14 protein-coding genes are annotated in these 14,816 nt (G+C 62.2%); 11 read left to right on the forward strand and 3 right to left on the reverse strand.

What is annotated here, in order from left to right; genetic code table 11:
* Positions 1-313 precede the first annotated feature (313 nt).
* Positions 314-526 carry a cold-shock protein gene (locus LB526_RS06660; RefSeq protein WP_027168154.1) on the reverse strand — a complete coding sequence of 71 codons (213 nt, stop codon included), beginning with the start codon at positions 524-526 and terminating at the stop codon, positions 314-316.
* A 278-nt stretch (positions 527-804) separates the two neighbouring features.
* Between LB526_RS06660 and LB526_RS06665 the strand changes: the two genes are divergently transcribed.
* Positions 805-1,131, forward strand: coding sequence for a hypothetical protein (locus LB526_RS06665; RefSeq protein WP_140838556.1), 327 nt, complete (start codon positions 805-807; stop codon positions 1,129-1,131).
* A gap of 11 nt (positions 1,132-1,142) precedes the next feature.
* On the opposite strand, the gene LB526_RS06670 is transcribed toward LB526_RS06665, so the two are convergent.
* Positions 1,143-1,712 (reverse strand): methylated-DNA--[protein]-cysteine S-methyltransferase, encoded by a 570-nt coding sequence (locus tag LB526_RS06670; RefSeq protein WP_140629883.1) that lies wholly within the window; start codon positions 1,710-1,712, stop codon positions 1,143-1,145.
* A gap of 165 nt (positions 1,713-1,877) precedes the next feature.
* Here LB526_RS06670 and LB526_RS06675 point away from each other — a divergent pair, with 165 nt between their 5' ends.
* From LB526_RS06675 to LB526_RS06720, 10 genes are all read left to right on the forward strand, one after another.
* The gene (locus LB526_RS06675) at positions 1,878-2,867 is read left to right on the forward strand and encodes a transglycosylase SLT domain-containing protein (RefSeq protein WP_224626905.1); all 990 of its coding nucleotides are present in this window, start codon (positions 1,878-1,880) and stop codon (positions 2,865-2,867) included.
* A 35-nt stretch (positions 2,868-2,902) separates the two neighbouring features.
* Positions 2,903-3,400, forward strand: a complete 498-nt coding sequence (locus tag LB526_RS06680) for a GNAT family N-acetyltransferase (RefSeq protein WP_224626907.1) — start codon at positions 2,903-2,905, stop codon at positions 3,398-3,400.
* Between the two features lie 421 nt (positions 3,401-3,821).
* Positions 3,822-5,078: an ABC transporter substrate-binding protein gene (locus tag LB526_RS06685; RefSeq protein ID WP_224626909.1), complete on the forward strand. Its 1,257-nt coding sequence runs from the start codon at positions 3,822-3,824 to the stop codon at positions 5,076-5,078.
* A gap of 23 nt (positions 5,079-5,101) precedes the next feature.
* The gene (locus LB526_RS06690; protein WP_224626911.1) at positions 5,102-6,016 is read left to right on the forward strand and encodes a carbohydrate ABC transporter permease; all 915 of its coding nucleotides are present in this window, start codon (positions 5,102-5,104) and stop codon (positions 6,014-6,016) included.
* Positions 6,016-6,840, forward strand: a complete 825-nt coding sequence (locus LB526_RS06695) for a carbohydrate ABC transporter permease (RefSeq protein WP_411967191.1) — start codon at positions 6,016-6,018, stop codon at positions 6,838-6,840. The genes LB526_RS06690 and LB526_RS06695 overlap by 1 nt, the downstream gene beginning before the upstream one ends.
* Positions 6,841-6,956: 116 nt before the next feature.
* Entirely contained in the window at positions 6,957-7,712 is a 756-nt protein-coding gene (locus LB526_RS06700) for a DUF899 family protein (protein ID WP_224626913.1), read from the forward strand.
* Positions 7,713-7,826: 114 nt separating this feature from the next.
* The gene (locus LB526_RS06705; protein WP_224626914.1) at positions 7,827-8,381 is read left to right on the forward strand and encodes a DUF4142 domain-containing protein; all 555 of its coding nucleotides are present in this window, start codon (positions 7,827-7,829) and stop codon (positions 8,379-8,381) included.
* 225 nt (positions 8,382-8,606) lie between these two features.
* Positions 8,607-8,999 carry a RidA family protein gene (locus tag LB526_RS06710; RefSeq protein WP_224626916.1) on the forward strand — a complete coding sequence of 131 codons (393 nt, stop codon included), beginning with the start codon at positions 8,607-8,609 and terminating at the stop codon, positions 8,997-8,999.
* A gap of 156 nt (positions 9,000-9,155) precedes the next feature.
* On the forward strand, positions 9,156-10,349 hold the full coding sequence (locus tag LB526_RS06715; RefSeq protein WP_224626918.1) for a DUF262 domain-containing protein: 1,194 nt from the start codon (positions 9,156-9,158) through the stop codon (positions 10,347-10,349).
* Positions 10,350-11,018, forward strand: coding sequence for a HEPN domain-containing protein (locus LB526_RS06720; protein ID WP_224626920.1), 669 nt, complete (start codon positions 10,350-10,352; stop codon positions 11,016-11,018).
* A gap of 126 nt (positions 11,019-11,144) precedes the next feature.
* On the opposite strand, the gene carB is transcribed toward LB526_RS06720, so the two are convergent.
* A complete protein-coding gene (carB, locus tag LB526_RS06725; RefSeq protein ID WP_224626922.1) occupies positions 11,145-14,648 on the reverse strand; it encodes a carbamoyl-phosphate synthase large subunit in 3,504 nt (1,167 codons plus the stop codon).
* Positions 14,649-14,816 lie beyond the last annotated feature (168 nt).

Here is a 14,816-nt window from a genome sequence, read left to right on the forward strand (position 1 = left end):
GCCCCTCATCGCCCTGCCGGGCACTTCTCCCGTGAACGGGGAGAAGGAGGCAACTCGCCAAAATCCAGGCAACAAAAAAGGCGGGCAATGCCCGCCTTCCTCTGCCGGTAGCCTGATCGGGAGCGTCTGGTCCGGGCTGGCAGCTATCTGCTGTTCCAGCTTGTCGGGTCTTTTCGCTCCGGCGCGCTTCTCGCGCGACCGTCAGTACATCCGTGACTTGCCGCGCGCCCCGAACCTTCGCCCGGTGCGCGCCTTACTTAGTCGCATTTTGCGCCGCTGGCCGTAAAGCCTGCCGCAAAATGCTTAAGCCAAATCAGGCTGCCTTGCTAAGAGACCCAGCAGCGGACTTGCCGGTGCGGCGGTCCTGCTCGATCTCGAAGTTGATTTTCTGGCCTTCGGCCAGGCTCGTCATGCCAGCGCGCTCGACAGCGGAGATGTGGACGAAAACGTCCGCGCCGCCATTGTCAGGCTGGATGAAGCCGTAGCCCTTGGTGGCGTTGAACCACTTGACCGTACCAGTTGCCATATAGAATGCCCTTCACATTTGCTTTTGTTTGACCGGACCAACGTCCGGCCGGCGGTATCGAAATTTTGGAGATAGACGTCAGCAAACGCGAAGATCGCGGCCCGATCGATCGGCCAAATTCAATGCTGCGGATATAGGATAGTTTGAGCAAGAAAACAAGACGGGTTGCCTGGACGCTGCCCCGCATCCCGGATCGAGCGGAATACAAGCATGGAAGTTTTGACAGCGGTGCCGCGTTGTGAGGGGATGGGATGCTTGCCCTTCCGAGGAGAGAAGTCATGAAAGCCATTCTGCTTGCCGCCTGCTTCCTGCTGCTGGCCGCGGAAGCGCAGGCGGTGACGCGCTATGATCCGACGCGCATGAGCTGCGACCGGGTGCAGGCGACGATCGCCAGACAGGGCGCCGTCATCCTGCGCTACCAGTCGACGCGCGTGCCGGGGCTGCCGCTCTATGACCGCTATGTGCGCGACGAGCGCTTCTGCAACGCGGGCGAAGTGAGGGCACGTGCCTATGTGCCGAGCGCCGACACCAGGTCCTGCATGGTCTATGTCTGCAAGCGTCCGGATTTCGAGCGGCGTTTCCGCCGCCGGTTCCTGCAGGACTGATACGCGGCGCCTTAGAAACCGAACGAGGCCTGCGCCGCCGGCGGCGGGCCGACGCGAACGCCTTCCATGGCCAGCATCCTTTCCTTGGTGGCCGAGCCGCCGGGCGCGGAGAAGCCGCCGATCTTGCCGCCGGCCGCCAGGATGCGATGGCACGGAATGACCAGCGGCACCGGATTGGCGCCTAGCGCCGCGCCCGTTTCGCGCGGAAGGCCCGCATGGCCGGCGCGCTTGGCCAGTTCGCCATAGGTGGTGGTCTCGCCGAAGCCGAGCTTGCGAGCCGCGTCGTAGATGGCGAGGCGGAAATCGTCGACGCCGTCGAGATCGACCGGCACGCTCGAGAAGTCGACGTCCTCGCCGGCGGCATAGGCCTTGATCGAGGCGATCAGATCGACCACCCAGGACGGCTGGTCTGTCGAGGCTGAGACGCCGGGGTGGCGAAGCAGCCGGCGCTCGACCGCTTCGCGGCTGCGCTCCGGCAGGCAAAGCCGGATCAGGCCCTTCTCGCTCCAGGCAATGCCCATGAAGCCGATCACTGTTTCTAACACAGCGTGGCCGGCCGTGATCTGGGATGTGGGTTTCATGGCGTATTCCTTCGGCAAAACAGCGAAAAACGAGTACATATCCAGAACAATATGGCACTTCGGCCCTGTTGTCGCCACCCGAAAACCGCCGGGTGGCCCCGATTGCCGGGTGTGAATCGCTGGTGTAAGGACTCCTTAACAACCGACAAACCGGACCCGCACGGCTTGCCAGCTAAAATCATATTCACCGCGCTCAGCGTGCTCGTAGCCGCTGCTGGTCTCAGCGGCTGTACCTCGACCTCGCAGATGAAGGCCGCGCCCGCGCTTGCGGAAGCCTCGACGCCTGCCGTCGCGGACGATACGCCGACGCTCGCGCTGCCCGAAACGGTGGCCGTGCTGCCGGAACCTTCGGGTCTCGCGCAGGTGCAGACCGCGGCGCTGGCTGGCGATGCCGTCGCCATGGCGACCACGCCAGGCGCGCCCGCGACGCAAAGCGCGCTTTTGCCGCCGCCTGTCCAGCCCGGCGCGCCCGCCGCGGCGCTGGCTCAGCCTGCGGCTTTCGCCGGAGCGACGCCGATAGCCGGCCAGTTTCCGCCGCCGCCGGTGCTGACGGCCGGCGGCTCGCCGACCGGCCCAGGATCCATCAGCCGAGCGGCATCCATCAGCCGAGCGGCGGTCTATACGACCGCGGGCATGGCCATGCCGGTCACCGGCCAGTCGGCGAAAGTCGCCCCGATGCCGGGCGTCCAACAGGTTGCTTATGTGGCGCCGGACAACCCGGCGCTGCTGGCGGCACCCGGCCAGCCCGAGCAGCACGCCAGCGGCCCGCGCGGCGAGATCGAGCGGCTGATCGAGAAATATTCGGCGATCTATGAAGTGCCGGTCGAGCTGGTGCGCCATGTCGTCAACCGCGAGAGCACCTTCAACCCGAAAGCCTACAATCATGGCCATTGGGGGCTGATGCAGATCAAGCACGCGACGGCGCGCGGCATGGGCTATGACGGGCCGGCGGCCGGCCTGTTCGACGCCGAGACCAACCTCAAATACGCGGTGAAATATCTGCGTGGCGCCTGGCTGGTTTCGGGCGGCAACGCCAAGCGGGCCGACACGCTCTACCAGACCGGTTACTACTACGACGCCAAGCGCAAGGGCCTGCTCGAGGCGACGGGGCTTGGCTCCGACCGCAAGCGGCATCGCCTGCAACCCGACGCCTGAGCGGACGGTCCCGCGCGGTGTTTCGAGACAGCGCCATGCATGAAAACACAATTCCCTGCCGGCCGGCTGCCAACGACATCCGCCTGCGCAAGCTGCTCGACGATACACTCACCGCGCCGCACTGGCCGCAGGGCTTCGTCATGCGCGCGTTCGAGCACCGGGATGCGCAGGCTTTGCACGCGCTGCTGGAAGAGGTGTTCGATGACGGCGCCGACGGGCCGTTCGACGAGTGGTGGCCGCGCATTGCCGGCGATGCGGAGTTCGATCCCGCTCTCTGTTTCCTGGCGATCAACGGCAAGGGGCTGCTGGCGGGCGCGGCGCTCTGCTGGACATCCGGTTTCGTCAAGGATCTCGCCGTCCATCCGGAATCGAGACGGCAGGGCCTCGGCGAGGCGCTGATGCGGCAGGTGTTCCTGACCTTTCGTGAGCGCGGGGCGACCCATGTCGATCTCAAGACTAATATTGTGAAGAACACCGCGGCCTTCAGGCTCTACGAGCGGCTCGGCATGATCCCGGTCGACTGGGAAGGCTGACGCACAAAGCGCGGCGGCCCGTATTGGAGGCTCCCGGCGCGGCGTTGCAATCGCCTGCGCCGGGACATTGTGAACTCCTTCACATAGGCTGACGTTAGGGCATGCTAATTCGTCGTCGTGCCGGGCGGCCGATCGGCGGATCGACGCGGGCAAGGCGTCGGAGGAGGCTGTGCCGGCATGCGTCAGCCACTCCCAGGCGGGCTCCGGGGCGGGGGTTTCGGAGCCCGTCCGCTTTGGGTGAAGCGAGGCGGACGGAACGGGCCGCAGACGCGGCGAGCCACCGAGATCGGCTTCACCGACCTGCTGGCCCGGTCTGCCACGCACAACGCGGGAACCCTAAGCGGCGTCGCGCATTCAACGCAGGGGCCTTGATGAGCCGCGACCTATGCGTCGCCGGTCGCGCAGGGAGGTCCGCAATCCCGTGAAGCTCGCTTCAGCATTCCTGGCCGCCGGCATGCTGCTGGGCGCTGTTCAAGCGCGAGCCGTGGAACTGTCGATCGTGTCGGGCGATACCGGCAACGGCATCAAGGTGCTGCGCGAGATACTCGATCGTTACGAAAAGAAGAGCGGCAACAAGGTCAATATCGTCGTCATTCCGCCCTCGACCACCGACCAGTTCGGCCAGTACCGGCTCTGGCTCGCCGCCGGCAGCAGCGATATCGACGTCTACCAGACCGACGTGATCTGGGCCCCGCAGCTTGCCAGCCAGCTGGTCGACCTGACCGAAGCGACAAGGGATGTGGTGGGTGAGCATTTCCCGTCGATCATCCAATCGCAGACGGTCAACGGCAGGCTGGTCGCGCTGCCGATCTTCACCGACGCGCCGGCGCTCTACTACCGCAAGGATCTGCTCGACAAATATGGCGCCAAGGTGCCGACCACCTGGAAGGAGCTCGCCGATACCGCGAAGCTCGTGATGAACAAGGAGCGGCCGGCCGGCAACAAGGACATCTGGGGCTTCGTCTTCCAGGGCAACGCATATGAGGGGCTGACCTGCAACGCGCTCGAATGGGTGATGTCGAATGGCGGCGGTCGGATCATCGAGCCGGATGGTGAAATCTCCATCGACAATCCAAAGGCGGCCGCGGCGCTCGACATGGTTAAGGGCTGGATCGGCACGATAGCGCCGCCGGGCGTGCTCGCCTATCAGGAGGAAGAAACGCGTGGCGTCTGGCAGACCGGCAATGCCGTCTTCATGCGCAACTGGCCCTATGCCTATGCGCTCGGCAACAGCGAGAATTCGCCGATCAAGGGCAAGTTCGACGTGGCGCCGCTGCCGGCCGGCGAAGGCGGGCGGCCGGTCGCCACGCTGGGCGGCTGGAACCTTGCGGTGTCCAGATATTCGAAACATCCAGACGAGGCGATCGAGCTGGTCAAGTTCATTGCGTCGCGCGAGATGCAGAAATACCGGACGCTGAGAACGTCCAACCTGCCGACCATCCCGGCGCTCTATGACGACCCCGACATCGCCCGTCAGCAGCCGATCGTGCCGCGCTGGAAAGAGATTTTTCTCAACGCGCAGCCAAGGCCGTCGGCGACCGCCAGGATCAAGTACAACGAGGCATCCAGCCAGTTCTGGACTGCCGTGCACGACACGATCTCCGGCCAGGGAGCCGCCGCCGAGAATCTGGCCGATCTCGGGGCGAGGCTGACCAGGCTGAAAGGCAAGGGCTGGTGAGCGCGGCAAGGCGATCGCCGCTGATGCGCCGACGCGTGCGCACGGCCTGGCTGTTCCTCGCGCCGATGCTTCTCGTGCTCGCCGCCGTCGCCGGCTGGCCGTTCCTGCGCACGGTCTATTACGGTTTCACCGATGCTTCGCTGGCGGACCTCGACGCGCGGCAATGGGTGGGCTTCGGCAATTATTTTTCGGTGCTGCGCCTGCCGAGCGGCCGCCTGCTCTATGACGGGTTGCTCGTCGATCCGGTCTGGTGGCGCGCGGTGTGGAACACGGTGCGCTTTGCCGTGGTTTCAGTGGCCTGCGAGACGGTGCTGGGCATGATCGTGGCGCTTGCGCTCAACACCGAATTCCCGGGACGCGGCATCGTGCGGGCCGCCATCCTCATTCCCTGGGCGATCCCGACCATCGTCTCGGCCAAGATGTGGCAGTGGATGCTCAACGACCAGTTCGGCATCATCAATGTCGCGCTTCTCAATCTCGGCCTGATCGACACCAAGATCGCCTGGACCGCCAATGCCGATACCGCGATGATCGCCGTGCTGATCGTCGATATCTGGAAGACGACGCCATTCATGGCGCTGCTGATCCTGGCGGCCCTGCAGATGCTGCCGCGCGAGATCCTCGAGGTGGCGAAGCTGGACGGCGCGAACCCGTGGCAGATCTTCTGGCGGGTGACCTTGCCGTTGATCCGTCCGGCGGTGATGGTGGCGGTGATCTTCCGCGCGCTCGACGCGCTGCGCATCTTCGACCTGATCTATGTGCTGACGCCCAACAATGTGCAGACCAAGTCGATGTCGATCTTCGCGCGCGAGAACCTGTTCGAGTTCGACAAGTTCGCCTATGGCTCGGCCGCCTCGACGCTGCTTTTCCTGATCATCGGCCTGCTCACCATCGCCTATATCCGCATTGGCCGGCTGAGTTTCGACGGAGGGCGCTGATGAAGATGCTGAAGCGCGCCGGCTTCTACCTGCTGCTCCTGGCGATCGTTTTCGTCGCGGTGTTTCCGTTCTACTACGCCATCGTCACCAGCCTGAAATCGGGAACAGAGCTGTTCCAGGCAGGCCTGTGGCCGCAATCGTTCAGCCTTGCCAATTACCGCAACGTGCTGACCGAAGGTCCCTTCCTGCGCAATCTCGTCAATTCGCTCATTGTCTCCGGCGCGGTCGTCGCGATCTCGCTGCTGCTCGGCGTCACCGCGGCCTACGCGCTGGCGCGCATCCGCTTCCGCGGGCGCTCGGTGCTGATGCTGGCCATCCTGTCGGTGTCGATGTTTCCGCAGGTCGCGGCACTCGCCGGGCTGTTCGAGATCATCCGGGCGCTGCATCTCTACAATTCGCTCTTGGCGCTCATCCTGTCCTACATGATCTTCACGCTGCCGTTCACGGTCTGGGTGCTCACCACTTTCGTGCGCGACCTGCCGGTCGAGATCGAGGAAGCGGCGATCCTCGACGGCGCCGGGCCCTGGACCATCCTCACGCGCATCTTCCTACCGCTGATGTGGCCGGCGCTCGCCACCACCGGGCTGCTTGCCTTCATCAGCGCCTGGAACGAGTTCCTGTTCGCGCTCACCTTCACCTCCACGAACACTCAGCGCACCGTGCCGGTGGCGATCGCGCTGCTGTCAGGCAACTCGCAGTTCGAGATTCCGTGGGGCAACATCATGGCCGCCTCGGTGATCGTCACCGTGCCGCTGGTGGTGCTGGTGCTCGTCTTCCAGCGCAGGATCGTGTCGGGTCTCACGGCTGGCGGCGTCAAAGGCTAGATGCGACGCGAGAAAGTGACCGGAAAGCGTGTGCCGAAATGTCGGATCAGGTCGCGGCGAGCCGTCCTTGGATCGTAGAGCAACCCGCGCCGGGACGCCGGCGCCAGGAGATGATCATGATCACCTTTCCCAATGAATCCGCCAAATATCGCACCGCGCGCGAAAAATTGCTGCGCAAGGAAATCGAGCTGCGCCGCGCCATGGAAGCGGTGGCGGAGGCAAGGCGCGCTTTGCCGCCGGGCGGTTTGGTGCCGCAGGACTATGTGTTCGACGCCCTGGACGACCAGGGCCAGACGGCGAAAGTCAAGCTGTCGGACCTGTTCGCGCCGGGCAAGGATACGCTGATCCTTTATCAGATGATGTTCCCGCGCCACCCGCAGGAGACGCGCGAGGTGGCGAAAGGCGGCGAGACGGCGAAGCTTGCCCGACAGGACCAGCCATGCCCCTCCTGCACGGCGCTGCTCGACCAGTTCGACGGCGCGATCGGCCATCTCGAAGCGGCGGGTTTCAACTTTGCCGTGGTGGCGAAGACCGCGCTCGACAATCTGGTAGCGCTCGGCCGCGACCGCGGCTGGAAAAACATGCGGCTCGTCTCGTCGGCCGGCAACGCTTTCAAGCGCGACTACAACTCCGAAACCGCCGAGGGCGCGCAGATACCGCTGCTTTCGGTGTTCCACCGTAATAGTGACGGCATCCGGCATTTCTGGTCGTCGGAGCTAGACTTCGCGCCATCGGACCCCGGACAGGACCCGCGCGGCATCGGCACCTGCGAGATCCTGTGGAACCTGATGGATTTCACGCCCGAAGGGCGACCGAACTGGCACGAGCAGCTGCAATATGCCGGGCACGCCGCCGGCGCGCACTGCCACTGATGGCGATGCGGGCGCCCGGCCCGCGCGCTTCCTTTCGAGGCAACCTCTTAGGCAACCCTGGGGCCGGTGCCGCGTTGGGGAAGGCGGAGGGGCTGTTTCGGATCGGAGATCGAGATGAAAACGCTGCTGCCCCTGGTCGCCGTCGCGCTTCTTGCCGGCGCGCCCGCCGCGTTCGCCCAGTCGGACAACTCAGACGCCGTGGGACCGATGGTGACCGAGAACAAGGTTGACACCCAGACCTTCGTCACGACGGTGCCGAATGCCAATATGTTCGAGATCGAGTCGAGCAAGCTGGCGCAAGAGAAGTCGGCGTCGGCCGACGTCAAGGCTTTCGCCGCGCAGATGATCAAGGATCACAGCAAGGCGGCCGAGGATTTCAAGACGGCGCTCCGCCAGGGCCAGACCACGGCGTCGATCAAGCCGGCCGGTCCCGCGCTGCAGCCGAAGGAGCAGCAGCTGATCGACGACTTGAAGGCTACGAGCGGCAAGGAATTCGACGCCAAATACATCAAGATGCAGGCCGACGCGCATAAGGATGCGGTGGCGCTGTTTTCCACCTATGCCAATTCCGGCGACGACCCGGCGATGAAGGAATTCGCGAAGAAGACGCTGCCGGTGCTGAAGATGCACGAGAAGCACGTGAAGGAACTGGCGGTCGCGCATCAGTGAGGGCGCCTTCCCCCTTCTCCCCTTGTGGGAGAAGGTGGCCGAGCGAAGCTCGGTCGGATGAGGGGTGCTCCAGGGAATGCCAGCGTCTCATTCCGCTGGAACACCCCTCATCCGTCTCGGCGCTAGCGCGCCGATCCACCTTCCCCCACAAGGGGGGAAGGAGAAGAGGCGCTGGCGTTCCCTCGCTGCCGCGATAAGCTCGCGCGCAACAAAGGGAGGACCGCCATGGACAAGGAAGTCATCGAAGTACCCGTGATGTCGGCCAAGGTGCGCTCGCTCGGCCTGCCGTGCTCGACGGCGGTGCGGGCCAACGGCTTCGTGTTCATCTCGGCGACGCCGCCGGTGGACATGGTGACGGGCGAGATGGTGCGCGGCGATATCGAGACCCAGACCGAGGCGTCGCTGAAAGCGCTGAAACATTGCCTGGAAGCGGCCGGCACCACACTGGATAAGGTGGTGATGGTGCGCATCTACGCCGTCAATTCCGGCTTCTACAACGCCATCAACCGGGTCTACGCAAAGTATTTTGCCACCAACCCGCCGGCGCGGAGCTTCGTGCCGGTGGCGTCATGGCCGATGGAATTTGATATCGAGATTGAGTGCGTGGCGGTGGCTTGAGGGGGCGCAAGGCGACGCCACTTCCTATCGGAACGGTAGTACTCCATTGTAGTCGGTTCAATCCCTGCTTGGCGGCTCGAATCGGTGCTACCAATGTGGTCGGTCTTGCGGGAACGAGCTAATTTTTAGCTAAGATAAGGAAAGATGAGAGAAGCGATGGCTGAAACCGACCTTGAATTTGTCGATGAGGACGATGCAGTTTTAGATCCAAAGGATACGGCTGCTTTTTCAGAGGCCGTTTTATATTCATCTGACTGGACTGTTCAGACTGTCATTTCTCAACTAATGAACAAAAACATTGACATGAATCCTCGTTTCCAAAGGCGGGACGCCTGGTCAATTGGAGGTAAGGGGAGATTTATTGAGAGTGTTATACTTGGTTTTCCAATACCGCAAATAGTACTTGCTGAAAAGAAAAATCAAAGAGGTCAATTTATTGTACTAGACGGAAAGCAAAGGCTTCTTTCTTTACTTCAATTTACCGGTAATGCTGAAGGTGCGAAGAATGCTTTCCGGCTATCCGGCCTTGAGGTTCGAACGGATCTCATTCGAAAGAATTTCTCCCAGCTGGAAAAGGATCCGGCCAGAAGAGATGATCTGAACGCATTTTTTAACAATACTATCCGTACGGTCGTAATTCGCAATTGGCCTAATACAAATTTTCTCCACACGGTATTTCTGCGATTGAATACTGGCAGTGTTAAGCTTTCACCTCAAGAATTACGCCAAGCTATGGTGCCTGGTCCGTTTTCTGACTTTATTGACGATACAGCAATTGCATCGGCTCACGTCCAGCGATTGATGGGAAGGACGACACCAGATCCCCGTATGCGTGACGTAGAGCTTATTGTTCGCTACTTAGCCTATCGACGATTTATTTCTGGATATTCGGGTAGGATGAAGGAATTTCTTGATAATACGTGCATGGATCTTAATGAAAATTGGGAGAAAGTTCAAGCTTCTGTTAATCTCGATATAGAGCAGTTTAACGCGGCTGTTGACGTTCTTATAGATATATTTGGTGATGAGGCGTTGGCTCGAAAACCTGGCTCGCGCTCCTTCAACAGAGCAATTTTCGATGCCCTTGTTTTCTATGCTGCCGACTATGAAATCAGAACCGCTATGGCAGCCAACGTTGAGAATGTGCGGCAGCTATATGCGTCGTGTCTCGCTGACGCGACGTTCGCGGAGGCCGTCGAAAGTGATACTGCGGGTATTCCGCATACGTTTGACCGATTGTCGATTTGGGGGGTAGGGCTTCGCGCCGCTCTCAAGCAAGACATCAACGTCCCTGCTCTCGAGCAGAGGAAAGACGGGAGCTCACGTATAACGTTCGACGGCTTTCACTAAATGGCCTCGGATCGCTTTAAAGATCTTCAGGCGCGCGTTAGCGAATTGAAGCGCTTGCTTTTGCCATCCAAATTCGATCCTACTGGCACGTATAAAGATCCTCTGCGCGTCACGACTCGTGCGCTTTCCTTTCGGGTCCTCACTCACGCAGAAGTGGAAACATATCTTGAAGATCGTGTTCTCGAGATAGCTACAACGGCTCTCGATGCTTGGGAGACGAAAAAGTTCGTTTCCGTCGTGACATTTCACCTGATCGGGTTCAGCGGCAGGGCGACAGATCGCCCCCCAGATACGCTAAACACGACAGAGCAAAACAAAATCAAAGAGTGGCCGAGCAAGACGTTCATTGACGATAGATTTTCGAAGTGCGTGTCAGAATTTCACAAGCGAGTCAGATTGGAGAATCACGGAGTTAAAGAGAAAAATATTATGGAAATGTTTGTTCCAATTGGCTTTGATATGGGAAAATGTGACGCAATTTTCCTGCAAACGATGAGTAATTTCGGGGAAGCGCGGGGAGCGGTGGCACATACAAGTGGGAAAGGTCACGTTCAAAAGGCGGTCGATCCGAAAGACGAATACACTACGCTCCAGAAGATCATTGCCTCTTTGGAGGTGATTGACGTCGAGTTTGATCGTCTTTTGAACGCGTCAAAGGCGCCGAAATAACAGAATTTCGTCACATAGGCGGTCGCATGTTAGCAGCGCTCTAACACTCTCAACGTTGCGGGACACCGCGGCCTTGGCCTGCCGGTTATCTCCCCTACAAGGAACCAAGTGGGGAGATTAGTTAACTCACCCAAAATACTCCTGCAGCGGCCGCACCTCGAGGTTCCCCGCCCTTAACGCCACAATCGCCTCCGCCACGGCCGCAGCTCCCGACAGCGTCGTGTAATACGGCACTTTCTGCATCAGCGTTGCCCGCCGCAGCGACTTCGAGTCCGACACCGCTTTCTGGCCGTCCGTCGTGTTGAACACGATCTGGACCTGGCGGTTGCGGATGGCGTCCTCGATGTGGGGGCGGCCTTCGAGCACCTTGTTGATCTTTTCGGCCGTCACGCCGTTCTCGGCAAGGAAGCGGGCAGTGCCGGAGGTGGCGAGCACTTTAAAACCCTGGCCGGCGAGGCGCTTGACGGCCGGCAGGATGCCCTTCTTGTCCTCGTCGCGCACCGAGACGAAAAGCGTGCCGGAGCGGGGGAGATCGACACCGGCTCCGAGCTGGCTCTTGGCGAAGGCCAGGGCAAAGTCGCGGTCGAGGCCCATCACCTCGCCGGTCGAGCGCATCTCCGGGCCGAGCAGGATGTCGACGCCGGGAAAGCGGGCGAAGGGAAAGACCGCTTCCTTGACCGCGATGTGGCCGGGCTGCCTGGGGTCGGGCATGGCGCCGTAATGGGCGAAGGCGTTTTCCAGCGTCTCGCCGGCCATGATGCGGGCGGCGATCTTGGCGATCGGACGCCCGATGGTCTTGGCGACGAAGGGCACGGTGCGCGAGGCGCGGGGGTTGACCTCCAGCACATAGACCGTGCCGTCCTTGATCGCGTACTGCACGTTCATCAGGCCGCCGACATTGAGCGCGCGCGCCAAGGCGGCCGTCTGGCGCTCCAGCTCGTCGACAAGGTCGGAGGGCAGCGAGTGCACCGGCAGCGAGCAGGCCGAGTCGCCCGAATGGATACCGGCTTCCTCGATATGCTCCAGGATGCCGGAGACGAAGGTATCCTTGCCGTCGCACAGGCAATCGACATCGACCTCGATGGCGCCGGAGAGATAAGTGTCGAACAGCAGCGGGTTCTTGCCCAGCAGCGTGTTGATCTGGCCGGTCTTGTCATTGGGGTATTTCTGCTTGATGTCCTCCGGCACAAGGCCGGGCACGGTGTCGAGCAGATAGGTCTGCAGCATGCTCTCGTCATGGATGATCTGCATGGCGCGGCCGCCGAGCACATAGGACGGGCGCACAACCAGCGGGAAGCCGAGCTCGCCGGCGACGAGGCGCGCCTGCTCGACAGAATAGGCGATGCCGTTCTTCGGCTGGCTGAGGTTGAGCTTATGCAAGAGCTTCTGGAAGCGGTCGCGGTCCTCCGCCAGGTCGATCATGTCGGGCGACGTGCCGAGGATCGGGATGCCGGCCTTCTCCAGCGCGTCGGCCAGCTTCAGCGGCGTCTGGCCGCCGAACTGGACGATGACGCCGACGAGCTCGCCCGACGCCTGCTCGGCGCGCAGGATCTCCAGCACGTCCTCCGCCGTCAGCGGGTCGAAATAGAGGCGGTCGGAGGTGTCGTAGTCGGTCGAGACCGTCTCCGGATTGCAGTTGACCATGATCGCTTCATAGCCGGCGTCGCGCAGGGCGAAGGCGGCGTGGCAGCAGCAATAGTCGAACTCGATGCCTTGGCCGATCCGGTTCGGGCCGCCGCCGAGGATGACGACCTTCTTGCGCGACGAGACGCGCGCCTCATTGGCGGGCTCGCCGACGAAGGGCACTTCATAGGTCGAATACATATAGGCGGTCGGCGAGGCGAATTCGGCCGCGCAGGTGTCGATGCGCTTGTAGACCGGATGAACGTCGAGCTTTTGCCTAGCCTTCTGAATCGCTTCCGCGTCGGTCTTCGTCAGCGACGCGAGGCGGGCATCGGAAAAACCCATCGCTTTCAGCATGCGCAGATTGACGGCATCCTGCGGCAGGCCGTGCTCGCGGACGCGTTCCTCCATGGCGATGATGCCGGCGATCTGCTCGAGGAACCACGGGTCGATCTTGCACATGGCGTGCACGTCTTCGAGCGAGGTGCCCATGCGGATCGCCTGCGCCACCATGCGCAGCCGGTCCGGCGTCGGCGTGCCGAGTGCTGCACGGATCGCATTGCGGTCGTCGGTGTGGCTGGCGGCGGTGCTCCCGTGGCCAAGGCCCGGAATCTCGATCTCATCCAATCCGGTGAGGCCGGTTTCCAGTCCGCGCAAAGCCTTCTGCAGCGATTCCTGAAAAGTGCGGCCGATGGCCATCACTTCGCCCACCGACTTCATGGCGGTGGTCAGCACCGGCTCGGCGCCCGGGAATTTCTCGAAGGCGAAGCGCGGTATCTTCGTCACTACGTAATCGATGGTCGGCTCGAACGAGGCCGGCGTCGCGCCGCCGGTGATGTCGTTCTCCAGCTCGTCCAGCGTGTAGCCGACGGCAAGCTTGGCCGCGACCTTGGCGATCGGGAAGCCGGTGGCTTTGGAGGCAAGCGCCGACGAGCGCGAGACGCGCGGGTTCATCTCGATGACCACCAGGCGGCCGTCGGCCGGGTTGACGGCGAACTGCACGTTGGAGCCGCCGGTCTCGACTCCGATCTCGCGCAGCACCGCAATCGAGGCGTTGCGCATCATCTGGTATTCCTTGTCGGTCAAGGTCAGCGCCGGCGCGACGGTGATGGAATCGCCGGTGTGCACGCCCATCGGATCGAGGTTCTCGATCGAGCAGATGATGATGCAATTGTCCGCCTTGTCGCGGACGACCTCCATCTCGTACTCCTTCCAGCCGAGCACGCTCTCCTCGATCAGCACCTCGGTGGTGGGCGAGGCGTCGAGGCCGGACTGGACGATGTCGTAGAATTCGGCGCGGTTGTAGGCGATGCCGCCGCCGGTGCCGCCCATGGTGAAGGAGGGGCGGATGATGGCCGGCAGGCCGACATGGTCGAGCGCCTGGGCGGCAATCGCCATGGCATGGCTGATATAGCGCTGCTTGCGGTCGCCTTCGCCGAGGTTCCAGCGGGTTTCCAGCGCGTCGAGGGCGGCGTCGAGGTTTTCGGGATGTTCCGCCTTCAGCGCGGCGCGCTCGGCCTCATGCGTCTTGCGGTCGGCGTTCTTGACGTCGGTGGCGTTGGCCAGCATCGACTTCGGCGTCTCCAGCCCGATCTTGCTCATCGCCTCGCGGAACAGCGCGCGGTCCTCGGCCTTGTCGATGGCGGCCGCGTCGGCGCCGATCATCTCCACTTGATAGCGCTCGAGCACGCCCATGCGGCGCAGCGACAGCGCCGTGTTGAGCGCGGTCTGGCCGCCCATGGTCGGCAGCAGCGCATCCGGCCGCTCCTTGGCGATGATCTTGGCCACCACTTCGGGCGTGATCGGCTCGATATAGGTGGCGTCGGCCAGCTCCGGATCGGTCATGATGGTGGCCGGATTGGAGTTGACCAGGATGACGCGGAAGCCCTCTTCCTTCAGCGCCTTGCAGGCCTGGGTGCCGGAATAGTCGAACTCGCAAGCCTGGCCGATGACGATGGGGCCGGCCCCGATGATCAGGATCGACTTGATGTCGGTGCGTCTTGGCATGTCTACGGGTTCCGTTCGGCGAGCAGCTTGCACGAAAAACCGGGCGGGAAGGACCCGGCCGGTTGTGCTTGCGATTCTGGTATCAGGCTAGGAGGGCCTTATAGGGAAGAGTTTTGGCGGATGTAACCCCGAAAATGAGGGGAGTAGGGGAGTAGGGGAGTAGGGGAG

This window comes from Mesorhizobium sp. CA6 (assembly GCF_020165035.1).
Classification (GTDB): domain Bacteria; phylum Pseudomonadota; class Alphaproteobacteria; order Rhizobiales; family Rhizobiaceae; genus Mesorhizobium.